At 34.5% G+C, this 22,217-nt stretch carries 22 protein-coding genes and 1 pseudogene; 22 read left to right on the top strand and 1 reads right to left on the bottom strand.

The window, feature by feature from the left end:
• Positions 1-9 precede the first annotated feature (9 nt).
• The 18 genes and pseudogenes from CUU59_RS06730 to msrB all read left to right on the top strand — a co-directional run bounded on the left by CUU59_RS06730 (position 10) and on the right by msrB (position 16,901).
• Positions 10-831 carry a carbohydrate ABC transporter permease gene (locus CUU59_RS06730; RefSeq protein WP_099951190.1) on the top strand — a complete coding sequence of 274 codons (822 nt, stop codon included), beginning with the start codon at positions 10-12 and terminating at the stop codon, positions 829-831.
• Between the two features lie 45 nt (positions 832-876).
• Positions 877-2,247 carry an ABC transporter substrate-binding protein gene (locus tag CUU59_RS06725; protein ID WP_245870572.1) on the top strand — a complete coding sequence of 457 codons (1,371 nt, stop codon included), beginning with the start codon at positions 877-879 and terminating at the stop codon, positions 2,245-2,247.
• Positions 2,248-2,565: 318 nt separating this feature from the next.
• Positions 2,566-4,137, top strand: a complete 1,572-nt coding sequence (locus tag CUU59_RS06720) for a type I restriction-modification system subunit M (RefSeq protein WP_099951189.1) — start codon at positions 2,566-2,568, stop codon at positions 4,135-4,137.
• Positions 4,130-5,338, top strand: a complete 1,209-nt coding sequence (locus tag CUU59_RS06715; RefSeq protein ID WP_099951188.1) for a restriction endonuclease subunit S — start codon at positions 4,130-4,132, stop codon at positions 5,336-5,338. The genes CUU59_RS06720 and CUU59_RS06715 overlap by 8 nt, the downstream gene beginning before the upstream one ends.
• A 49-nt stretch (positions 5,339-5,387) precedes the next feature.
• The gene (locus CUU59_RS06710) at positions 5,388-8,423 is read left to right on the top strand and encodes a type I restriction endonuclease subunit R (RefSeq protein WP_245870571.1); all 3,036 of its coding nucleotides are present in this window, start codon (positions 5,388-5,390) and stop codon (positions 8,421-8,423) included.
• Positions 8,424-8,630: 207 nt separating this feature from the next.
• A pseudogene (locus tag CUU59_RS08335) lies at positions 8,631-9,275 on the top strand (DUF262 domain-containing protein); the annotation flags it as partial.
• Between the two features lie 15 nt (positions 9,276-9,290).
• Complete coding sequence (locus CUU59_RS06705; protein ID WP_342747454.1) at positions 9,291-10,691, top strand: GmrSD restriction endonuclease domain-containing protein; 1,401 nt, start codon at positions 9,291-9,293, stop codon at positions 10,689-10,691.
• Positions 10,692-10,851: 160 nt separating this feature from the next.
• A complete protein-coding gene (locus CUU59_RS06700; protein WP_099951187.1) occupies positions 10,852-11,508 on the top strand; it encodes a YdjY domain-containing protein in 657 nt (218 codons plus the stop codon).
• Positions 11,492-11,875 (top strand): hypothetical protein, encoded by a 384-nt coding sequence (locus CUU59_RS06695; RefSeq protein WP_099951186.1) that lies wholly within the window; start codon positions 11,492-11,494, stop codon positions 11,873-11,875. Before CUU59_RS06700 ends, CUU59_RS06695 begins: the two co-directional genes overlap by 17 nt.
• 454 nt (positions 11,876-12,329) lie before the next feature.
• Positions 12,330-12,689 carry a helix-turn-helix domain-containing protein gene (locus CUU59_RS06690; protein ID WP_099951185.1) on the top strand — a complete coding sequence of 120 codons (360 nt, stop codon included), beginning with the start codon at positions 12,330-12,332 and terminating at the stop codon, positions 12,687-12,689.
• Positions 12,682-13,221, top strand: coding sequence for an ImmA/IrrE family metallo-endopeptidase (locus CUU59_RS06685; protein WP_245870570.1), 540 nt, complete (start codon positions 12,682-12,684; stop codon positions 13,219-13,221). The genes CUU59_RS06690 and CUU59_RS06685 overlap by 8 nt, the downstream gene beginning before the upstream one ends.
• Before the next feature lie 2 nt (positions 13,222-13,223).
• On the top strand, positions 13,224-13,376 hold the full coding sequence (locus CUU59_RS08180) for a hypothetical protein (RefSeq protein ID WP_169922884.1): 153 nt from the start codon (positions 13,224-13,226) through the stop codon (positions 13,374-13,376).
• The gene (locus tag CUU59_RS06680) at positions 13,369-14,019 is read left to right on the top strand and encodes a DUF4417 domain-containing protein (protein WP_099951184.1); all 651 of its coding nucleotides are present in this window, start codon (positions 13,369-13,371) and stop codon (positions 14,017-14,019) included. Before CUU59_RS08180 ends, CUU59_RS06680 begins: the two co-directional genes overlap by 8 nt.
• On the top strand, positions 14,019-14,420 hold the full coding sequence (locus tag CUU59_RS06675) for a toxin (protein WP_099951183.1): 402 nt from the start codon (positions 14,019-14,021) through the stop codon (positions 14,418-14,420). The genes CUU59_RS06680 and CUU59_RS06675 overlap by 1 nt, the downstream gene beginning before the upstream one ends.
• 9 nt (positions 14,421-14,429) lie before the next feature.
• Positions 14,430-14,762 carry an RNA helicase gene (locus CUU59_RS06670; RefSeq protein WP_099951182.1) on the top strand — a complete coding sequence of 111 codons (333 nt, stop codon included), beginning with the start codon at positions 14,430-14,432 and terminating at the stop codon, positions 14,760-14,762.
• A complete protein-coding gene (locus CUU59_RS06665; protein WP_099951181.1) occupies positions 14,762-14,947 on the top strand; it encodes a DUF4926 domain-containing protein in 186 nt (61 codons plus the stop codon). The genes CUU59_RS06670 and CUU59_RS06665 overlap by 1 nt, the downstream gene beginning before the upstream one ends.
• A gap of 233 nt (positions 14,948-15,180) precedes the next feature.
• Positions 15,181-15,720, top strand: a complete 540-nt coding sequence (locus tag CUU59_RS06660) for an isochorismatase family protein (protein WP_099951180.1) — start codon at positions 15,181-15,183, stop codon at positions 15,718-15,720.
• A 95-nt stretch (positions 15,721-15,815) separates the two neighbouring features.
• Positions 15,816-16,901 carry a peptide-methionine (R)-S-oxide reductase MsrB gene (gene msrB / locus CUU59_RS06655; RefSeq protein WP_099951179.1) on the top strand — a complete coding sequence of 362 codons (1,086 nt, stop codon included), beginning with the start codon at positions 15,816-15,818 and terminating at the stop codon, positions 16,899-16,901.
• Positions 16,902-16,959: 58 nt separating this feature from the next.
• Here msrB and CUU59_RS06650 read toward each other — a convergent pair whose 3' ends face one another.
• Positions 16,960-17,574, bottom strand: coding sequence for a TetR/AcrR family transcriptional regulator (locus CUU59_RS06650; RefSeq protein WP_099951178.1), 615 nt, complete (start codon positions 17,572-17,574; stop codon positions 16,960-16,962).
• 178 nt (positions 17,575-17,752) lie between these two features.
• Between CUU59_RS06650 and CUU59_RS06645 the strand changes: the two genes are divergently transcribed.
• From CUU59_RS06645 to CUU59_RS06630, 4 genes are all read left to right on the top strand, one after another.
• A complete protein-coding gene (locus CUU59_RS06645) occupies positions 17,753-19,144 on the top strand; it encodes a radical SAM/SPASM domain-containing protein (protein WP_099951177.1) in 1,392 nt (463 codons plus the stop codon).
• Between the two features lie 477 nt (positions 19,145-19,621).
• Positions 19,622-20,584: an ABC transporter permease gene (locus CUU59_RS06640; RefSeq protein WP_099951176.1), complete on the top strand. Its 963-nt coding sequence runs from the start codon at positions 19,622-19,624 to the stop codon at positions 20,582-20,584.
• Positions 20,581-21,384, top strand: coding sequence for an ABC transporter permease (locus CUU59_RS06635; protein ID WP_075574756.1), 804 nt, complete (start codon positions 20,581-20,583; stop codon positions 21,382-21,384). The genes CUU59_RS06640 and CUU59_RS06635 overlap by 4 nt, the downstream gene beginning before the upstream one ends.
• A gap of 1 nt (position 21,385) precedes the next feature.
• A complete protein-coding gene (locus tag CUU59_RS06630; RefSeq protein WP_099951175.1) occupies positions 21,386-22,144 on the top strand; it encodes an ABC transporter ATP-binding protein in 759 nt (252 codons plus the stop codon).
• Positions 22,145-22,217: the final 73 nt, after the last annotated feature.

Genomic DNA, 22,217 nt, shown 5'->3' with positions numbered 1-22,217 from the left:
GAGTGCATAATGAGTAAAAAAATATTAAATGCTTTTATATGGATTATCTTAATAGTGGTGGCTATATTCACCCTACTTCCATTTGTTTGGATGCTAATAACTTCTGTAAAAAGTTCAGGAAATATATATCAAATGCCACCAGAGTTTTTTGTAAAAAATCCTAGATTTGAAAACTATAGCGACGTCGTCAAAATGGTTCCGATTTTTAGATACTTTATAAACAGTGCTCTAATCAGTTTGCTTGTAACATTGGGTACTCTAATCACCACAATATTTGCGAGTTATGCATTTGCAAGATATGAATTTAAGGGCAAAGACATTATATTTACCATAATAGTAGCCACTATGATGGTTCCTGGTGAAGTGCTTATCGCTCCTAATTTTGTAACCATATCAAAATTGGGGCTACTAAACACAATGACAGCTTTATATTTACCTTGGATTGCAAGTGCCTTTTCAATATTTTTATTAAGACAATACTTTTTGCAAGTCCCCGAGGAGCTATACAAGGCTTCGAAAATTGATGGAGCTTCTGAGATGGATTACCTATTTAGAATCCTTGTTCCATATTCAAAGCCAGCCCTTATAACCATAGGGCTTTTGAGAATAATAAATAGCTGGAACGAATTCTTGTGGCCACTCCTTATGGTCAATGAAACTACCAAGAGGACTTTGCCAGTTGGACTCACAACATTTGTCACAGAAGCCGGAACCAAATATAACTTACTGATGGCCTATGCTTCTATTGTTGTTATACCAATAATTTTGATTTATATTTTATGTCACAATTATATTATACAGGGCTTTAGTCGAGGGGGACTAAAGGGTTAAATTTGCTTTAATGACATTGTCATTAAATATATAAAGGAGGAAAAGATGAATAAAATTAAATTTTTATCAATCGTGTTTGTTCTAGCAATGATTTTTAGTCTATCAGCTTGCACAAAAAAAGACCAAGCACAAGCACCAAAGACAGATAGTGAAAAAGCAGATACTGTCGAAAAGAAAGAGGAAGAACAACCTAAAGAAGAAAAGAAAGACAAAATTGAAGTTGAATTTTGGCACGCAATGAGTGGCCCTAATGGTGAAACATTAGAAAAAATCATCAATAAATTCAACGAAAGCAGAGATGATATAGTTATCAATGCAACATTCCAAGGCGGATATAAAGACTTGTTTGAAAAATTAAATGCAGCTGCACAAGCTAATCAATTGCCAGCCCTAACAATGATTTATGGCAATAGACTCTCTGCATATGTAAAAAATGACTTGGTACAACCATTAGATGATTATATTACTGATGAAAATATTGGATTCAAAAAGGAAATTTGGGATGACATTCCTCAAGGTTTAAGAGATTTTGGTACATGGGATGGAAAAAGATATGCTCTACCATTTAACAAATCAGCCTTCTTGATGTATTATAATGAAGACGCTCTTAAAGAAAATGGCATTGAAGTTCCTACAACATGGGATGAATTGAGAGCTGCTGCTGAAAAACTCACCAAAGATGGTAAAACAGGTATCGTATTTAATAAAGAAGTCGGTGTTGAATTCAGCTTCTGGACAGAACAAGCTGGTGGACACATCTATGACGAAGAAAAAGAAGTTCCTACAATTGATACACCAGAAAATAAAGAAGCATATGAATTTGTAACTGGCTTAGTAAAAGATGGACTTGCACAAGTTGCAGTTGAAGATAAACACATTACAGGACCTATGTCAAGGGGAGAAGCTTTCATTGGTTTTGCATCTTCATCTAACCTACCATATATGGCAGAAGCTTGCAAAGACACAGGTGTTAACTGGAATGTAGCAGAATTACCTGAAGGCAAGAAAAAAGCTGTTAGCTTCTCAGGTACAGACATTACAATCTTTAACACAGTTAGTGAAGAAGTTAGAAAAGCTGCTTTTGAATTTATCAAATACTGGTATGAACCAGAAACACAAATTATGTGGGGCAAGGGCTCAGGCTACCTACCACTAACAAATGCTGCAGCAAATTCTGAAGAATTCCAAGAATATTTAAAGGGAGAAGGAAAAGCAAAACAAGTGGCTATCAATCAATTCCCAATTGCTTTCCAAGATCCAAAGGGACTTGGAGGATATTCAATCCACGCAGCTATGCAAGAAGCTTTTGAACAAATTACAACAGGCGGAATGAGCATTGAAGAAGCTCTAAAGAACGCTCAAGAAAAAGCTTCCAAGGAAATGGAAGAGGCTAAGAGTAATTTTAGTTTAAAGTAATTTTTATCCAACAAAAAACTGGACTTATATAAGTCCAGTTTTTTCATACATAATTTTATTAATACTATATTATTTTTCCAAGAATTCTAGCGCGTCTGCGTAGACAGTTTCCTTGTCTGTTTCGCAGAGGATTTCGTGTTTCATAAGGTCGTAAGTTTTGGAGGAGATGTTTTGCTAGTCCGGTGTTTTTATACATGGTAATAAAAAGGCATAATAAATCTTAATAAATGTGAAAAAATTATTCAGTTATGATATAATTAAATCTATAGATATTTTATTGTATTAAAATGAAAAACAAAAACAATTTGGAGGGATTTTATGTCTGATATTTTAAATGCATCAGCGCAAAGGGCTGAATTACACAGGAGAATTTGGGCGATTGCGGATGATGTTCGCGGAGCTGTTGATGGATGGGACTTCAAGCAATACGTTTTGGGAGTTTTATTCTACAGATTTATTTCTGAAAATATGACAGAATTTTTCAACAAAGCTGAGCACGAGGCGGGCGATCCTGATTTTGATTACGCAAGAATTTCTGACCAAGAGGCTGAAGAAGATTTTAAACCTGGAACTGTTGAGGACAAGGGATTTTTTATCCTGCCCAGCCAACTCTTTGAAAATGTTGTAAAGACAGCTGATAGCAATGAAAACTTAAATACAGACTTGGCCAATATTTTTAATGCCATAGAGGCAAGCGCAGTCGGCTTTCCATCAGAAGAAAAAATAAAAGGCCTCTTTTCAAACATAGACACTAGGAGCAATCAACTTGGCGGAACGGTCAAGGAGAGAAATCAAAGATTAGCAGATATATTAAAGGGTATCAACTCTATCAACTTTGGTAACTTTCAAGAAAATGAAATCGACGCCTTTGGAGATGCTTACGAATACTTAATTTCAAATTACGCTAGTAATGCAGGTAAATCAGGTGGAGAATATTTTACTCCTCAATCAGTTTCTAAACTGCTTGCAAAACTGGCTATGCACAATAAAACCAAGGTAAACAAAGTCTACGACCCCACAATCGGGAGCGGAAGTTTAGTTCTTCAAATGAAAAAGCAATTTGACGATCACATTATCGAGGAGGGTTTTTACGGTCAGGAGATAAATCTGACCAATTTTAACTTGTCCAGGATGAATATGTTCCTCCACGATGTAAACTACAACAATTTTTCTATAAAATATGGGGACACGCTTTTAAATCCTAAGCACTTGGATGAAAAACCTTTTGATATTATTGTTTCAAATCCACCTTATTCAAAAAAATGGATAGGCGACGGAGATGTAACTTTGATAAATGATGAGCGTTTTGCACCTGCTGGCAAGCTGGCACCAAAGTCATACTCAGACTTTGCCTTTATTATGCACGCCCTCAACCATTTGTCCAGTAAGGGAAGGGCAGCTATCGTTTGCTTCCCAGGAATTTTTTACAGAAGGGGTGCAGAAAAAACTATTAGGCAATATTTGGTTGACAACAACTTTGTGGACGCTATTATCCAACTGCCAGAAAATTTATTCTTTGGCACGTCTATTGCTACTTGTATACTTGTGATGGCGAAAAATAAAACTGAAAACAAGGTTTTATTTATAGATGCATCACAGGAATTTCAAAAGGTCACCAACAACAATGTCCTCACAGATGAAAACATAGACAAGATTGTTGACGAATTTGACAAGAGATCTGATACAGAATATTTTTCCCGCTATGTAGATAGGGCAGAGATTGTAGAAAACGATTACAATTTATCTGTATCGACCTATGTTGAAAAGGAAGACACAAGGGAAAAGATTGACATCAAAGTCTTGAACCAAGAAATAAAAGAAACCGTCGAAAAAATTGATCAGCTTAGGGCAAGCATCGATAAAATAGTTGAGGAACTTGGCGATGAATAATATCCTGGAAATGATTAAAAACGAAAAAGTCGAGTGGAAGAAACTGGGTGATGTAGCAAGATGCTTTGCAGGAGGCACACCTAAAACAAATATACGTTCATATTATGATGGGGACATTCCATGGATTAGATCTGGTGAAATAAATTTTAACGTAATTAGATCTTCGGAAAGAAATATTACAAAAGAGGGCTTAGATAAGTCATCTGCTAAGATGATAAGACCAAATAGTGTTGTTTTAGCAATGACCGGTGCAACAGTTGGAAGGAGTGCAGTTGTTGAGTTTGCAACTGCATCTAATCAATCAGTTGCAGCCATTGAAAATAATGAGGAATTATTAAATTATAAATTTTTATATTATTATATTTCAAATAACTATGAAAACATTAAAAATATGGGGCAAGGAGCTCTAACAAGTTTAAACTTAGGAATTATTAAAAATTTTCAAATTCCAATTCCATCACTGGAGACTCAGGAGAGGATTGTAAAAATTCTCGATACAATGGTGGACCACTTTACTCAGCTACAAGCTGAGCTACAAGCTCGAAATAGACAATATGAGCATTATCGTGATAAATTGTTGAGCGAAGAATATTTAAATAAACTCTCAGAAAAATTTGGTGGAAAAGTTGAATGGAAAAACTTAGGTGATATTGGAAAAATATCTATGTGTAAGAGAATATTAAAAAATCAGACATCAAATATTGGGGAAGTACCATTTTATAAAATTGGTACATTTGGCAAAACACCAGATTCATTTATTAGCAAAGAATTATTTTTGGAATACAAAGATAAATTTTCATATCCCAGAGAAGGCAATATATTATTTTCTGCTTCTGGCACAATAGGAAGAACAGTTATTTTTGATGGTAAAGACTCATACTATCAAGATTCTAATATTGTATGGATTGATAATGATGAAAGTCAGGCTCTAGATAAGTATTTATATTATTTTTATCAGATCGTAAAGTGGCCAGTATCAAAAGGTGGAACAATATCAAGAATATATAATAGAGATATAAATAAAATTAAAATACTAGTTCCACCCATTGCTGTCCAAGAGTATATTGTTTCTATTCTTGATAATTTTAATAAGATTGTTAGTGACATTAACGAGGGTTTGCCCAAGGAGATTGAATTAAGGCAAAAGCAATATGAGTATTATCGTGAGCGTTTGCTGGATTTTAAGAGGGAAGAGGATTAATTTTCTTAATATAAAGATTAGTTAATTATTATAAATGAAAGGAGTTTATATGGCTGACTATACTCGCGACTACATGAGTTCTTATGATGTTGCACCCATTGCTGAATTAAATAATGGGATTATCCTATCTAAGTTTGAAAAAAATTCTGTCGTCAAAGACCAATCATACCAAACTGAATCTGACCTTGAAGAAAATTTGATTGAAAATCTTATGAATCAAGGTTATGAAAGGCTGGAGGCAAGGACTAATGAGGCCTTGTATGTAAATTTAAAAAAGCAAATAGAAAGGCTAAATAGGGTCACTTTTACTGATGATGAATGGGCAAGGTTTTTGGTGGAATATATTGATTCGCCAAATGATGGAATGATTGAAAAAACTCGCAAGGTTCAGGTGGACCATGTTTATGATTTTTTGTTTGATTCTGGCGAAAGAAAAAATATTTATATTATAGACAAGAATAATATCCACAACAATATTGTCCAGGTCGGTAACCAGGTCCATGGTGTTGGTCCACACAATAATCGTTATGATGTTACGATTTTTGTAAATGGTCTGCCTCTGATCCATGTTGAATTAAAAAAACGTGGGACTAGTATGTACACTGCTTTTGAGCAGATTCACAGGTATGTGGCGGATAGTTTTAATGCGGACAATTCCCTCTACAAGTATGTGCAGATTTTTGTAATTTCAAACGGAACCTTTACCAGGTATTTTGCAAATACAACTGCCAAGGACAAGAATAATTATGAGTTTACTTGTGAGTGGGCGGATGCAAGGAACAATGCCATCAGGGACTTGGAAGATTTTACCAAAACTTTTTTTGAAAAGCGGGTTATATTAGAAATTTTGACCAAGTATTGTGTCTTTGATACCAATAACACCTTACTTGTAATGAGGCCTTATCAGATTGCAGCGACTGAGAGAATTTTGTGGAAGATAAAATCTAGCTACGAGTCAAAAAAATATGGGCGTGCTGAAGCAGGCGGTTTTGTATGGCACACGACTGGGTCTGGGAAAACTCTGACAAGTTTTAAGGCGGCGCGTTTGGCTACAGATCTTCCATTTATAGACAAGGTGTTTTTTATAGTCGACAGACGGGACTTGGACTATCAAACTATGAAGGAGTACCAGCGTTTTGATCCAGACAGTGTTTCCGGTAGCAAAAACACAAAGGCTCTTGCTGATTGCATAGCTAATGATAACAAGAGGATTATAGTTACGACTATTCAAAAGATGAATGAGTTTGTTAAGAGAAATCCAAATAGTCCAGTTTATGACAAGCAGTGCGTTTTGATCTATGACGAGTGCCACCGGTCGCAGTTTGGTGACGCTCAAAAGAATATTAGGAGGCGTTTTAAAAAATATTACCAATTTGGTTTTACGGGCACGCCGATTTTTGCAGAAAATACTATCAAAGGAGATACAACGGCTGATGTTTTTGGAGCTCAACTCCACAGCTATGTAATTACAGATGCTATTAGGGATGAGAAGGTTTTAAAATTCAAGGTCGACTACAATAATATTTCTCCTGAATTTAAGGATGCAGAAAAAGATTTGTACGAAAAAGAAATTGACCAGATGAAAAACAAAATGCTCCTCCACCATGATAGGATTGCAGAGATCACCAAGTATATTTTGAGGGTATTTAACAAAAAAACTCACAGAAATGAACATAATACTTTGGCATCGCAAAGAGTAAATGGTTTTAACGCCATGTTTGCTGTGGATAGTATAGATGCAGCGAAACTTTATTATAATGAGTTTAAGAGCCAGCAAAAGGACTTGCCAGAAGAAAAGAGACTGAGGGTGGCAACTATTTTTAGCTTTTCACCTAATGAGGCTCCTTCGACTTTAGGTGATATTCCCGATGAAGAGTTTAATGTTTCTGCTCTGGGGTCGAGTGCCAAGGAGTTTTTGAATTATGTAATTGATGATTACAACAAAACTTTTAATTCAAATTTTTCAACCGATGACAAACAGTTTGAAGATTACTACCGAGATTTATCCAAGAAGGTTAAGGACGGAGAAATTGATTTACTGATTGTAGTTGGTATGTTTTTGACTGGTTTTGACGCTCCAAGGCTTAATACTTTGTTTGTGGATAAAAATTTGAGATACCATGGACTTATCCAAGCTTATTCAAGGACCAACAGGATTTTAAACAAGGTCAAGAGCTTTGGTAATATTGTCTGCTTTAGAGATTTGGAAGAAGCGACTAAGGATGCCATCAGGGTTTTTGGCGACAAAAATTCTGTCAATATGATTTTGGAAAAAAGTTTTGATGAGTATGTCCATGGTTTTGAAGACGAAGAAACTGGCGAAGTCAAGAAGGGTTATATAGAAATTTGTAATGAAATCAAGGAGAAGTTCCCAGATCCTAGCGAAATTATTTTTGATGCTGATAAGAAGGAATTTGTAAGGCTCTTTAATGAATACCTGGCCGCTGATAATATTTTGAAAAATTTTGATGAGTACGAAGACTTTGACAAGATTTTTACTGAAAGAGAAGTTCAGGATATGAAGAGTGTCTACCTGAGTATTAGAGAAGGCAGGCGAGGTGGAAGAGATGGCGGCGGCTCAGATGATGAAGGTGTTGATTTTTCAAATGTTGAGTTCCATATTGATTTAATCAAGACTGATGAGATAAATCTGGAATATATCTTGGCTCTTATTTTAGAAAAGACCAAGGAGAATGAAAATATCGAAAGCATCAAGGCTGAAGTCAGACGTGTCATTAGGTCAAGTATTGATACTAGGAGCAAGGAAGAAATCGTAATTAGATTTATTAATTCAACTGAATTAAATTCCTTGCAAACTAATAACGATATTTTGGAAGCTTTTTATTCATTCGCCAAGGCGGAAAAATCGAGAAGCATTGCAAAGCTAATCGAAGAAGAAAATTTAAATGAAAATGCAGAAAGATTTATAAGTAAATCTATAGCCAGGGGCTTTGCTGAAAGTACAGGAGAAGAATTAGACGGCATTATACCTCCAACTTCTAGGCGAAGGGGTGCTCGAGAAAAGAAAAAGGAAGAAGTCCTAATGAAAATCCAAGAACTGGTGGATGTATTTGTGGGACTATAAGTAAATTAAGATTATAAAAATGGGGCTTGGGCCTCATTTTTTGTTGAAAAATAAATCTATAGCCTTTGACTTTCTATGAAATTTTTTAATCATGGGTAAAATTTCTTTCTATGTTGTTATAACAACATAGATTATTGGAGGGGAATATTTATTTTTTATATGGTATAATATAACTAATAATATAAGTGTATAAAACAGGAGGAGACTATGGATGCGCAAAAGGGTAATATTTTTGAGATTTTAAATGGCACCAGGCAATTTATTATCCCGGTTTATCAAAGGCTTTATAGTTGGGGAATGCCTCAATGTGAGAGGCTATGGGATGACATTGTGACCATGGAGAAGCTAAATAAACAGGGGCACTTTGTTGGTTCTATTGTTAATATTGCAGAGAAAGCTATGCCTACTGGCGTTCAAAAGTTTATGATTATCGATGGCCAGCAGAGGATTACTACTCTTATTTTGATGTTAATCGCCCTAAGGGATGTGGCAATACAAAACAATGATGAGTCAATAAATCCGATAAAGATTGAAAATATGCTTTTGAAAAATCAATATGAATAGGAGCTTGATCGTTATAAATTGCTTTTGACTGAAAATGATAGGGATATTTTGATAGATTTGATTGAGTCTAGACCAACATCAAAGAATAAAAGATCCAGGCTTAGAGACAGTTATAATTTCTTTATGAAGAAAATTGCTTCCAAAGAGCTCGCTCTTGATAAGGTTTATGAATCCATTGGTAAGTTGCAGATTGTAAATGTTACTTTGGACAGGATTGATGACGATGCACAGGCTATTTTTGAAAGTCTTAATTCGACTGGTAAGGAGCTTTCGGAGTCAGACCTCATTAGAAACTTTATTTTAATGGGCCTAGATACAAGAGAGCAGACTTATATTTACGAAAATTATTGGAGGCCACTGGAAAATTTGTTTGCAGATAATTTTGATGAGTCTTTAATGGATTCATTTTTTAGAGATTATCTGACTATGAAGTTATCCAGGATTCCAAGCAAGAGAAATGTTTATGAGGAATTTAAAAATTATTATAGGAGCTCAACTTATGATATTAGAGGGCTAGCTGAAAATCTTTTAACCCATGCAAGCTTTTATACGAATATAATTTTTGCAAATCATGAGGATATAGAAATTAAGAGGCTTTATAAGGACATTGTTGACCTTAGGATGGAAGTTTCTTATCCGTTTTTACTGCATATAAACCAAGATTTGGAAGATCAAAAAATAAGCAAGGATGAATTTAAAGAAATTTTGAGACTGTGTATTTCATATGTACTTAGAAGAAGCGTTGTGGGAATACCAACTAACTCATTAAATAAAACTTTTGCAACAATGTACAATTATATTAATCATGATGATTATTTAAACTCAGTTAAAGCCTTTTTTATCCTTCAAGAAAGTTACAAGGAATTTCCAAAAAATCTTGAATTTACCAAGGCTCTGGCCACAAAAGACCTGTATAATACAAGAAACAGGAATTATATTTTAAGGAGCTTGGAAAACTATGATAACAAATCTCCTGTTATTATAGAAAATTGTACTATCGAACACATTATGCCGCAAAATAAAAACCTGTCTCCAGAATGGAAAGAAGACCTGGGACCTAACTGGAAGATAATTCAAGAAAATTATTTGCATACTCTTGGCAATTTGACTCTTACGGCTTACAATTCAGAAATGAGTGATCTGCCTTTTAAGAGGAAGATGGAAATGAAGGGTGGCTTTAAGGAAAGTGCCTTTAGGCTTAATAGAGATATACTTTCTTTGAATAGGTGGGATGAAGAGGCTATAAAAAATCGTGCCAATAATCTTGCACAATTAGCAGTTAAAGTTTGGCCATATCCGGAGCTTACTGATGAGGAATTGAGGGCTTATGTTAAAGAAGAAACTGATAAAAAAGAATACTCACTTGAAAATTATAATTTAAGCGAAAGGGATAAGTACTTGTACGATCTTATAGATAGGAGGATTTTAAATTTATCTCCAGATGTATTTAAGGTTTATAATAAATATTATATAGCCTATAAGTTAGATACTAATTTTGTGGATATAGTTGTTTATAAAACAAAATTAAACTTAAGCCTCAATATGAAATTTGATGAAATCGTCGATCCTAGACATATTTGCAGAGATATAACTGGCCTTGGTAAGTGGGGCAATGGCGATGTACAGCTGGATTATACAGAGGAAAGTGATCTGGATTATATAATGGAATTAGTAAAACAATCTTTTAATAAACAGTTGGATTAATAAAAAATAAAAAATGGGGCTTGGGCCTCATTTTTTGTTATAAAATTAATCTATAGCTTTTCTTTCCTTATGAAACTTTTCTATAATGCCTCTAAAAGGTCGTTTTTCATTTGAATTTATTAACCCAAAGTGCTAAAATAAATTTGTTTAAGGAGGTATTATGAATAAGAAATTTATAATCATCGTTGCCCTTATAATGGCTTTTGCCTTTGTAGGTTGCAACAAGAAGACAGAAGTTAAAGACGACGTTGAATTATTTGGTCTTTCAAAGACCAACAATATGGTTGTTGACAAGGAAGCAAAGACTATTAAAATTTTTGCTTTAGCAAATGGTAAGTATTTGACAGAAAGCACAAGACACGGTGTTGTTTCAGATGGCGGCAAGTTCGCTGACAAGGCTGTATTTAGATCATTTGTTAAACCAGCTGATTTCCACCAAGCTTTGCTTGATATCGGTGCTGTTGCTGGTAACAATATGAACAAGGACAATGCTGAAACTACTCTTACAGAAGGTTCAGATTTGAAATTGACCTTTACATGGAAGGACCAAGAATCTGGTAAGGATATTAACGATGTTATCAAGGATTCAAATGGTAATCCAATTCAAATTAGATTCTCAGGTAACCTTGACAACGCTAACGAAAAACAAACAGGTTGCATTACATGCTTAGACTCATGTTTAGTTGGTATTACAAGTAATGCTTCATATCCATATGGCTCAGTTGAAAAGGCTAAGACAGTTGAATTCAACGGCAATATGGAAAACTTCCCACTTGATGGTGAACCTGTAGTTATAACTTATGAAATTGTTGAATAGGTTATCAAATTTATATTTAAATTTAACGACAGGCCTCTTAGCAGGCCTGTTGCTTTCTGCTATTGGTAGTTTAAGCACTTGGTTGGATATGAGAATCCACGCTAATTTGACGGTAATAATTACAATGCTGGTGGTCATGGCGGCCTTGTATATTTTTAAGTTAAAGCCGACTCGGATATTTTTTATAAGTGAGTTGCTGGCTTTAATGTTTGCCTTGATTGCAGGCAAGTTTGTTCGTTACATTTATGACATGCGGGAAGTTTTGGGCAGAGATGTTTCGATAAAAACTACCGGCATTGTCTTGGCAATTTTGCTAATAGCAGCCAACATAATAGGAATAGTTAGATGGAGAAAGGGCGTCGAATGATGCCTTTTTTATTTGCTCTTGAAGGATGGATAAATTTGTTGTATGATTGTGAAAAGGAGGCTTTTATGTTTCATTTAAATGCAGAGGATTCTTTGTTTTTATTTGTAGATTTTCAAGAACGTTTGATGCCAGCTATGGACAATAAAATCAAGGTAAATAAAGTTTATTAAAATACATTATCGTAAAGAATATATTTCGCCAGATAAGAGAATGGATATTTCAAGTCTTTATAAAATTTTTTTAGGATAGACCATAAATGATAGGTCTTTTTTTATTACCATTTTTTTAAATTAAGTTTATACACACTTAGAAATCAATTGCTTATACTTTTTAACTTGTATAAAAAATAGTTATGCTTTGAAGGAATATAAATTTAAAAATAAAAAATTAATAAACTTAAATAGGTTGACAAATTTTTTAAAATGGTATATAATAATTTCAAAAGGAGGATATTATGCTTACACAACTTGGAATTTTTTTAAGAAAGTTAAGATTAGACTCTGGTGAAATAATGAAAGAAATGGCAGAAAAACTAGATGTCAGCTCATCTTTTTTATCAGCAGTTGAAAATGGAAAAAAGAAAATGCCTGATTCTTGGTATGAAATGATTATTGATTTATATAATCTGAATAAAGAAAAACAAGATGAATTGATGACAGCAATTGAGGAATCTCAAAAATCTGTAGAAATCAATCTTAATGATTTGAGTAGAGAAAAGAAAAGATTGGCATTTTCTTTTGCAAGAGAATTAGAAAATTTGAATAAAGAAGAGGTGGATAAAATGAAAATATTTTTAAATAAGGATAGTGAGTAATATAGGCGGATATATAGCAGATCCTTTATCTAGAAAGGATATAAGAGGAATGGCCTTTAGATTTCGGGAAATATTTGGTCTTGAAAATGAGCTGGACTTTCCAATAGTTAAAGTAATGGAGTTATTATCAAATATTGGGATGTTCAACTTAGAAATATGTACTATTGATGAAATGGGGACAAAATATGGGGAAACTATCCCGTCAGAAAATTTAATAAAATTACGAGAAGATGTTTATGATAAGGCATGTGAAGGTGACGGGTTTTCAAGGTCGACTTGTGCTCATGAGCTGGGACATTGGCTTATAGGTCATAGCGAAGAAACGGTATCATTTTGTAGAAAAGAAGAAGACTTAATGAAGAGAAGAGCATACGAAGATCCAGAGTGGCAAGCAAATTGTTTTTCGGGCGAACTATTTGTTTCTAAGAATTTAGTAGAAGGAATGATGGTTGATGAGATTGTAGAAAAATGTGGAGTGACACCCTCTATGGCATACTATCAATTAGAAAAGTATAAAGAGGAAGGATGGTAAGGATGAGTAGAAAAGAAAAAAACACACTTAATAGATTGTTGGCGCAATCTAAAGCATGTTTTTTAAACTGGATATTGTTTAATAATTCCAAATTAATTATATCAAATCCAGTTTTAAAAATCAAGAATTTTAAACTGGAGGTAAATAATGAGTAATTATAAATACGCAAATAGTGGATTTAATCCTAAGTTAATAGAAAATGTAAGTTTGGTTGGTAAATATGATATGCCTTTAATTAAAAAGGAAGAAATAAATGGAATTAAAAAATTTATCCCTTTTGAAAAAAGGAATTTGTATATTGGAAAGAATGTAGGGGTTCATTTTTATATTTATGATGGGGCATTCAAACAAATATTAAACAATCCTCAAAAATATAGGGATGAATTGAAAACGTTTGGTGCTGTTATAAGTCCTGACTTTTCGATTTGCTATGATATGCCTATTACTAGACAAATGTATAGCACTTATATGAATAGAGTTATGGGTGCATACTATCAAAATAATGGTATAAAAGTAATACCAAATGTAAGATGGGGTGACTCAAGGAGTTATGAATTTTGTTTTGAGGGATTAGAAAAGGAAGGGACTTATGCAATAGGCTCATATGGTCAGATAAAAAGAAACTCCAATAGATACTATTTCGAAAAAGGGCTAGAAGAATTTTTTAAAAGATTAAATCCAGAAAATATATATGTTTATGGTTCAATGCCAGATTCAATATTCGGTAATTATAGGAATGAAACTAATCTTATTTCCATTGAACCCTATACTTCAAAAATCCATAGAGGTGTAATCTAATGGGAGCAGGTAATAGCGGCTTATATAAAAACACTAAGGGAGTATTGAAGCCGGAGCATTTAATGGATGAACTTAGAAGAAGTGGTGTTAAATTCAATGAAGAAGATGTAGTTATGATTACAAAAACAAAGAAGAACGAGCTTGTATGGCTTGAAAAGGGAGATGAAATTGTAGGATTAAAACATATCATAAAGAGACATTCTAACAATTTTAAAGAGGCTTTTGGTATTGATAAGGAACAAATACCTAGTTTTATAAAATCAGTTATTGATAATGGAAGATTAGTTTCAAGTAGGAAAAATGGAATGAAAATAACAAAAATTTATGACTATGGTGGGAAGCATTATGTTCTTTGTGCGGTTGGAACAAATGGTTTTATAGTAACTGTTTATCCAAGATAGGAGTTAATTATGAAAAAAATAGAAATAATATTAGATCTAGGCGATGGACCAGTAGTGACCAAGTATTACGACGAAAAATCGGATCGCTTGCTCACAGGAATAGATGTTGTTGACAATGACGAATATATACAAAAAATAAATAATGAAATTCAAGATTTATATTCATCCTATTATAAAATAAATTATAATGATGAACCTGTTTATTTTGATAAGGAACAAGAGAGAAAAGATAAATACAAAATGCTTGATTTGCTTGGTAAACTTATAAAGAGACTTAATGAAGTAAATGACGGGTCTTTTGAAATTGATGATAGAGAAACTGAGAGGGTTAAAAACTTATAATGAAAGAATTAGATGTTGTAAGATTGAAAGAGAATTACAAAGAAATAAGTAAAGGAACGAAAGGAACAATTGTTTTACTTTATGATGAAAAAAATTGTGAAGTTGAATTTTTTGATAAAGACGGAGATACTATAGATGTAGTCATGACTCCTTTAAAAAAACTAGAATTAATAAATTCATTCTAATATAATTTAAATATATAATAGTATAGCTTGTAAGAAATATTTCTTACAAGCTATACTATTATATAGATTTTGGATATATCATTTAGAACTTGCGTCTTTAATTAAAATCATTTAACAAAGTATTGGGCTCAAAAGGACTGGATTCAATTATTATATTTATTTTTTATATGGTATAATATTTTTAAAGTAAGCGACTGTGGTTCTTATTTATGTAATTTTGATAGGAGGGTTTTATGTTTCATTTAAATGCAGTGGATTCTTTGTTTTTATTTGTAGATTTTCAAGAGCGTTTAATGCCAGCTATGGCAGAGAGTGATCGTGTGATTTCAAATTCCATCAAGGCTATGGATTTTTGCAAGCTTATGGATATAGATTATTTATTTACTACTCAGTACAAGAGGGGGCTGGGTGATCTCATTGATGGCTTCAAGGCTTATTCAGATGAGGCAATGGATAAGACTGAATTTTCTTGTTATGCAAACGCTGATATTAAAAATGCAATTGATGGGAAAAACAAAAAGAATATTATTATCCTGGGTCAAGAGACTCACGTTTGCGTTTTTCAAACTGCTCGTGATTTGCTTGAGGCAGGCTACAATGTATTTTTGATGGAGGACGCCATTACTTCCAGAGATCTTTTTAATAAGGAAAGTGGCCTGAGGACTTTAAGATATATGGGGGCCAGGATGGTGAACTTGGAGCTGGTTATATTTGACATATTGCATGATGCAAAAAATCCAAAGTTTAAAGAGGCTCAGGCTTTGATTAAATAAAAATTTTTATGGGGCTGCGGCCTCATTTTTATTTGGGATTTTTTATTAGGTCATATTGTTTTGCGGGTATAAATTAGCAAAGGAGATTTAATATTATGAAAAATAAATTTATTATATTAATTTTAGCCCTGGCGAGTTTATTTATTTCATGTGCGGGAGGTCCGACAGAAAGGCAAGAAAAGATTGCTGATACAAAAACAGAATCGAATGATACAAAAGAGGATATTAGTCCAGATGACCTATCTACAATTTATTTTGCTGGCGGATGTTTCTGGGGGATTGAGGCCTATATGGAAAAGATATATGGCGTTTACGATGCTGTGAGCGGCTATGCAAATGGCAAGACAGCAAACCCAACTTACAAGGAAGTGTGCACTGGCGAAACTGGCCATGCGGAGACTGTAAAAGTTTCCTATGATTCCAATAAAATTTCCCTAGACAAGCTTATTCGTTATCTCTTCATGGTAATTGATCCGACCTCTGTGGATAAGCAGGGCAACGACATTGGTAGCCAATATAGGACTGGGATTTATTATGTAGATGATAATGACAGGCAGATTATTGAAGACAGACTAAAGAAAGAACAAGTCAAATACGATAAGGAGATTGTGGTCGAGGTGGAAAGATTGGACAATTTTTATGAAGCCGAGGACTACCACCAAGATTATCTGGCCAAAAATCCTGGCGGCTACTGCCACATAGACTTGTCAAAGGCTGACCAAGTTTTAATTGACGAGGAGGATTACAAGAAGCCGTCAAGTGATGAAATAAAAAAGAATCTGACTGATGAGGAGTACAAGGTCACCCAGGAGAGTGCAACTGAGCCGGCATTTAATAATGAATTTTGGGATAATTACCAAAAGGGAATTTATGTCGACATTGTAACTGGCGAGCCACTTTTTTCTTCAACAGACAAGTTTGATTCGGGTTGCGGCTGGCCATCATTTTCAAAACCAATTTCAGAAGAAGTTTTAAAATACAATACCGATACTTCTTTTAATATGAGGCGGACAGAAGTAAAAAGCAGGTCAGGCGATTCCCACCTGGGTCACGTTTTCGAAGACGGCCCCAAGGATAAGGGCGGCCTCCGCTATTGCATCAACAGCGCCTCGTTGAAGTTTATTCCTTATGAAGATATGGACAAGGAAGGCTATGGATATTTAAAAGGTTTGGTTGAATAAAAACAAATTTAAAAAGCTATCCCCACGTGATCGCATGAGACCGCTGGGTGATAGCTTTTTATTTTTTTATATCTATGGAATTCTCTACTAATAACTTTATGTTTTTAAATAAATATGGCTTGTATTCTTCGATTGTAACCGGTAGGCCGTCCAGGATTACATTGTAGCAGGTGGAATTTACCAGTTCAAATATGGTGAAGAGGAGGAGGCGGCTGTCCTTGAGAACAAGGTTTTCCTTCTTTTCAATCAGTTTTATGATTTGGCTAAGTGGGTTTATGTTGTTTTGGTCTAAGTAATGGGAAGAAATAAAGCCCCAACTTAAGTATTTGGAAATAAACTTTAAGAGGGCAGTATCCTCTATAAAAATTTCAATTATATAATCGACTATATACAAAATTCTTTCGGAATAATCGAGCTTGACCTGGCTTGATTCTATGTGGGTGTCCAGGCTTTCGACTGCACGCGTTAAAATCTCAGCGGATTTCTCGGCTATCAGGGCTTCTTTGATATCCTGTTTGCTTTTAAAATATAAATAAAAAGTTCCCTTGCCAACTGAAGCGGTGTCGGTTATTTTTTGTATGGTCGTATTTTCAATTCCAATTGTTGTAAACAAGTCATAGCCTGCTTTTAAAAGCTCTTGTCTCTTGTCAATTCTTTCGATTTTGTTTTTCATTTTTTACCTCTAATAATATTTTAACATTAATTTAATAAAAATCAACTGAAAAAAGTTGACCAATGGTCAGAAATGTGATATCATATAAACAAAGATAGATATATATCTCTACAGCCATCTATAAATACACTTACATAAATTATAGATTGACTAGTAAATTATTATAAGGGAGGATTTTATGAATTTAAAAGATGCAGCAGAAAAAAAGGCAGTAGAAACTTTTGTAAATCACCAATTAAAAAAATTAGAGAAGGAACCAGTAGAAACTTTTAAAAATCTAATGGGCTATGCAAAAAAATTAAAGGTTTTTGAAGACGAAACTTTTGACAAGGCAATCAGGGTTGCCGACGATCCAAACAACGGTTGGACAAAATATGGAATCGACATTTCACAAAATATCGACAGAAATATTCTCTACAAGACCATTATGAACTTTGGTTATGAGGCTTCACTTTACGGATCAAAGGTCAGAGAAAAGAACAGACAAGAATTGGGCACCAATTTGCCTTGGACAATCCTCTTTGACCCGACCAGTGCTTGCAATCTTCACTGCATTGGTTGCTGGGCAGCTGAATACGGTAACAAGCTCAACTTGACTTTTGAAGAAATGGATAGCATTGTTACACAAGGTAAGGAACTGGGAATTTATTTTTATCTGGTAACAGGCGGCGAACCTTTGGTAAGAAAAGCTGATATGCTCAAGCTTGCCGAAAAGCACAATGATTGCTGCTTCCACATTTTCACCAACGGAACTTTGATTGATAGGGAATTTTGCAAGGAAGTAAAGAGACTCGGTAATATGAACTTCGCAGTCAGCCTTGAAGGTTACGAAGATGAAAATGACTTCAGACGCGGCGAAGGCGTTTATAAAAAAGTTATCGACGCCATGAAGATTATGAAAGAGGAAGGATTATTATTTGGAAATGCTGTTTGCTATACCAGCAAAAACATTGATACCGTTACAAGCGATGAATTTTTGAAATTACTTATCGACAACGGATCAAAACTCATTTGGTATTTCCACTATATGCCAGTTGGCAAGGACGCAGTTGTCGAACTTATGCCAAATCCTGAACAAAGAAAATACATGGTCGAAAGAATTGACCAATTGAGAAGCAAGGATGCAGATCCTGCAATTTTGGCTTTTGACTTCCAAAACGACGGCAGACTGATCAACGGATGCATAGCAGGCGGCAAGGATTATATGCACATTAACGCAAACGGCGATGTTGAACCATGTGTATTTATCCACTACTCAAGTGCAAATATCAGAGACGTTTCTATCAAAGACGCTTTGGCTCAACCACTCTTTATGGCCTACAAGGAAAATCAACCATTCAATGACAACCACTTTAGACCATGCCCAATGCTAGAAAATCCTGACCTCTTACGCAAGATGGTCAAGGAAACCGGAGCCAAGTCAACAGACTTGATTGAATCCGAAGATGTCGAACACCTATGCGGCAAGTGCGATATGTATGCAGAACATTGGAAGGATACAGCTGATGAACTATGGGCCAAGGAAAAGGCCAAGAAAGAAGCCAAGGAAAAAGTTGCAGCAGGCAAGTAAATTTATTTATATTTATGCCTCATAGTTAAAATAAAAATAGAAGCAAAAATATAAAAGTTTCACAAATATAACTCCATAAAAATGCTTGTAAAAAAGTTGTGGTAAAGGTGTACTGCCCCCTTATTTCCGTGTCCGGACTTAAGGTGGCAGTACATAAAGGCCACAACTTTTTTATTGGATTTTTAAAATAATTTTTCAAATTTGAGAATGAAAATTTTATATTATAAAGGCAGTTTAATTTAAAAATGCTATGTAAGTAGAGGCAAGTGCAGTTCTTCAAAGAGTTTATTGAGAAATAATTTATCTGGTTAAAATCTAGTTACAATACAATGAAATAATAGAAATTTCGCCATATTTTTAATTTTATATGTTATAATTGTCATTGAGTTAATTTATAGGGCTTATAAGAACTCACACGAATTAATGCATAGGCGCATTGGTGTAGGATTAAAGGCCACTTACTTATGAGGAGTTGTAATGGGAAAGTATGTTTTTAAAAAAGTATTATTGGGCTTGATGACTATTTTCTTTTCTTTTGTGATGACATTTTTCTTAATCAGGTTGGCACCTGGCACACCTATGATGGTCATTGCTAACAAAGAAAATCCAAATCCTGAGCAAATTGAATACTTAAAAGAAAAATATAACTTAGACAAACCAGTTGCTGTTCAATTTACTACTTATGTAAAAAATGCTGCAAAGGGTGATTTTGGTTTTTCATACAAGAGCAACTTACCTGTTTTTGAAGTTATAAAGAGGAGAATTGGGCCAACTCTATTACTAACTTTGATGGCAACTTTTATTTCCATTGGCCTGGGAATTCTTTTTGGAATAATTGCCAGCCGGAACTTAAATGGTTTCGTAGATAAATTGTTTAATCATATTTCTTATTTTTTTGACGCAATGCCGAGCTTCTGGCTGGGTTTAATACTTATATATGTTTTTGCGGGCAAACTGAGGTGGTTTCCGACATCAGGACTTTACAATTTACGTGAATCTTACACTGGCTTTAAAAAGTTTTTGGACCTCATGCACCACATGGCTTTGCCGATTTTGACAATCGTTTTGATTCAAACGCCTATTTTTTATAGAATTGTGCGCTCATCAATTGTAAATGTTATGAATCAAAATTTTATAAAGACCTTTAGGGCTGTTGGCCTTAGTGAGAGGGAAATTTTTAACAAATATATTCTGAAAAATGCTTTGATCCCACTGGTTACAGTTGTGGGTATGAGTTTTGCCTTTGCAATTAGCGGGGCGGCCCTGGTAGAAATTGTCTTTGGCTGGCCGGGCATGGGTAGGCTTATAATCGAATCAATTAACTCCAGGGAATACATGGTTTTAAATGCAGTATACTTGGTAATTTCTGTTTCAATTGTATTTTTCTCAATATTGACTGATATTGTTTATGGTATTTTAGATCCGAGGATTAGAGTATGAGAGAAGTTTTTGAAAAAACCGAATTTAAAATTGGATTAACACTTTTGATTTTATTAATAATATTCTCAATCGTTGGTCCTCATCTAACTTCTTATGCACCGACAGACCTTACAGACAATTTGCTCACGCCGCCATCCAAGGACCACATCTTTGGGACAGACGACTTGGGCAGGGATGTTTTTGCCAGCGTTTCAAATGGGATTAAGACATCTCTTATTGTGGGAATTTTGGCAGCTTTTATTTCTAATACCATCGGTGTTTTTATTGGCGCCATGATTGGCTACTATGGTGGAACCTTGGACAAGGTTGTTATGGAAATCATTAATGTTATGCTTATGGTTCCGACATTTTTTCTAATTATAATTATTGCCTCTATCTATGGGTCGTCTTTTACAAATATTATTTTGGTAATCGCACTGACTGGATGGATGGGGACAGCTCGTGTTATGCGCGGGGCTACAATGAGCCTTAAGGAAAGAAATTTTGTAAAGGCTGCTCAGGTTATTGGAGAGAGTGACGCCTATATTATTACAAATCATATTTTGCCTCACGGTATAAACTCGATAATTGCAGATGCAACTCTGTCGATTTCATCAGCCATATTATATGAGGCCAGTCTTTCATTTTTGGGACTGGGAGATATAACAAGAGTTTCTCTGGGCAAGATTATTTACAACGGGAAAAACTTTTTGATATCCGGCTGGTGGATTTCACTTTTTGCAGGTTTGTTTTTAATTCTAATTGTCTACGCCTTCCACATGATTGCGGAAGCTATTAACAAGACCATGATGGAGGTATAAGATGATTGAGATTAAAGATTTAAATATTGTTTACAAAAACAAGGACAAGATCGTTCGCGCAGTCACAGATGCTAATTTGACTTTAAATGAAAATGAATCTGTGGGCATAGTTGGCGAATCAGGATCGGGCAAATCGACTTTGGCTCACGCTATCTTGCAAATTTTACCTGAAGGTACAAGAGTTGACGGAAATATTTTTTATAGGGGAGTGGACTTATTAAAATTATCTCCCAAGGAATTTAAAGAATATCGTTGGCAAAAAATAGCTATGGTCTTCCAAGCTTCTATGGATTTTTTAAGTCCTGTGCATAAAATTGGAGTCCAACTTACATCTATTTTAAATAACTTTGGATCATACAAAAAGTCTGAGGCAAAAAAAGTAATCGTGGATGCTTTAAATATGGTGAACTTGCCAGATTATATTTATGATAAATATCCGCATGAGCTTTCGGGCGGTATGATGCAAAGGGTGGCAATTGCCACTGCATTTTTGCTTAAGCCTGAGCTGGTAATTATGGACGAGGCTACAACTGCTTTGGATATTGTTACCGAAAGGCAGATTATGGATGAGATTTTAGAATTGGAAGCTCAGACAAATATAACCCGCCTGATGATAACTCATGACGTTTCCCTGGTGGCTAGCTCTGTTAAGAGAGTTGTGGTTATGTACGGGGGCAGGATTGTGGAAGTGGGGGATGTGATGGATGTATTTACAAAACCTTTCCATGTGGAAGCTATAGCGTTGATACAAAAGATATAAATTTAGAAATCCTGCATTTTAAGCAGTTTTATAAGCATTTTGTCTTCGATAAAGATGAAGAAGGATACGTCAA

Source organism: Ezakiella peruensis (genome assembly GCF_900215725.1).
Classification (GTDB): Bacteria; Bacillota; Clostridia; order Tissierellales; family Peptoniphilaceae; genus Ezakiella; species Ezakiella peruensis.
This window is presented reverse-complemented; position numbering and strand designations above follow the sequence as displayed.

Bases quoted from the DNA above. Each gene is read 5' to 3' on its own strand.
- CUU59_RS06730 (WP_099951190.1), top strand. From the start codon at position 10: ATGAGTAAAAAAATATTAAATGCTTTTATATGGATTATCTTAATAGTG.
- CUU59_RS06725 (WP_245870572.1), top strand. From the start codon at position 877: ATGAATAAAATTAAATTTTTATCAATCGTGTTTGTTCTAGCAATGATT.
- CUU59_RS06720 (WP_099951189.1), top strand. From the start codon at position 2,566: ATGTCTGATATTTTAAATGCATCAGCGCAAAGGGCTGAATTACACAGG.
- CUU59_RS06715 (WP_099951188.1), top strand. From the start codon at position 4,130: ATGAATAATATCCTGGAAATGATTAAAAACGAAAAAGTCGAGTGGAAG.
- CUU59_RS06710 (WP_245870571.1), top strand. From the start codon at position 5,388: ATGGCTGACTATACTCGCGACTACATGAGTTCTTATGATGTTGCACCC.
- CUU59_RS06705 (WP_342747454.1), top strand. From the start codon at position 9,291: ATGGGCCTAGATACAAGAGAGCAGACTTATATTTACGAAAATTATTGG.
- CUU59_RS06700 (WP_099951187.1), top strand. From the start codon at position 10,852: ATGAATAAGAAATTTATAATCATCGTTGCCCTTATAATGGCTTTTGCC.
- CUU59_RS06695 (WP_099951186.1), top strand. From the start codon at position 11,492: ATGAAATTGTTGAATAGGTTATCAAATTTATATTTAAATTTAACGACA.
- CUU59_RS06690 (WP_099951185.1), top strand. From the start codon at position 12,330: ATGCTTACACAACTTGGAATTTTTTTAAGAAAGTTAAGATTAGACTCT.
- CUU59_RS08180 (WP_169922884.1), top strand. From the start codon at position 13,224: ATGAGTAGAAAAGAAAAAAACACACTTAATAGATTGTTGGCGCAATCT.
- CUU59_RS06680 (WP_099951184.1), top strand. From the start codon at position 13,369: ATGAGTAATTATAAATACGCAAATAGTGGATTTAATCCTAAGTTAATA.
- CUU59_RS06675 (WP_099951183.1), top strand. From the start codon at position 14,019: ATGGGAGCAGGTAATAGCGGCTTATATAAAAACACTAAGGGAGTATTG.
- CUU59_RS06670 (WP_099951182.1), top strand. From the start codon at position 14,430: ATGAAAAAAATAGAAATAATATTAGATCTAGGCGATGGACCAGTAGTG.
- CUU59_RS06665 (WP_099951181.1), top strand. From the start codon at position 14,762: ATGAAAGAATTAGATGTTGTAAGATTGAAAGAGAATTACAAAGAAATA.
- CUU59_RS06660 (WP_099951180.1), top strand. From the start codon at position 15,181: ATGTTTCATTTAAATGCAGTGGATTCTTTGTTTTTATTTGTAGATTTT.
- msrB (WP_099951179.1), top strand. From the start codon at position 15,816: ATGAAAAATAAATTTATTATATTAATTTTAGCCCTGGCGAGTTTATTT.
- CUU59_RS06650 (WP_099951178.1), bottom strand. From the start codon at position 17,574: ATGAAAAACAAAATCGAAAGAATTGACAAGAGACAAGAGCTTTTAAAA.
- CUU59_RS06645 (WP_099951177.1), top strand. From the start codon at position 17,753: ATGAATTTAAAAGATGCAGCAGAAAAAAAGGCAGTAGAAACTTTTGTA.
- CUU59_RS06640 (WP_099951176.1), top strand. From the start codon at position 19,622: ATGGGAAAGTATGTTTTTAAAAAAGTATTATTGGGCTTGATGACTATT.
- CUU59_RS06635 (WP_075574756.1), top strand. From the start codon at position 20,581: ATGAGAGAAGTTTTTGAAAAAACCGAATTTAAAATTGGATTAACACTT.
- CUU59_RS06630 (WP_099951175.1), top strand. From the start codon at position 21,386: ATGATTGAGATTAAAGATTTAAATATTGTTTACAAAAACAAGGACAAG.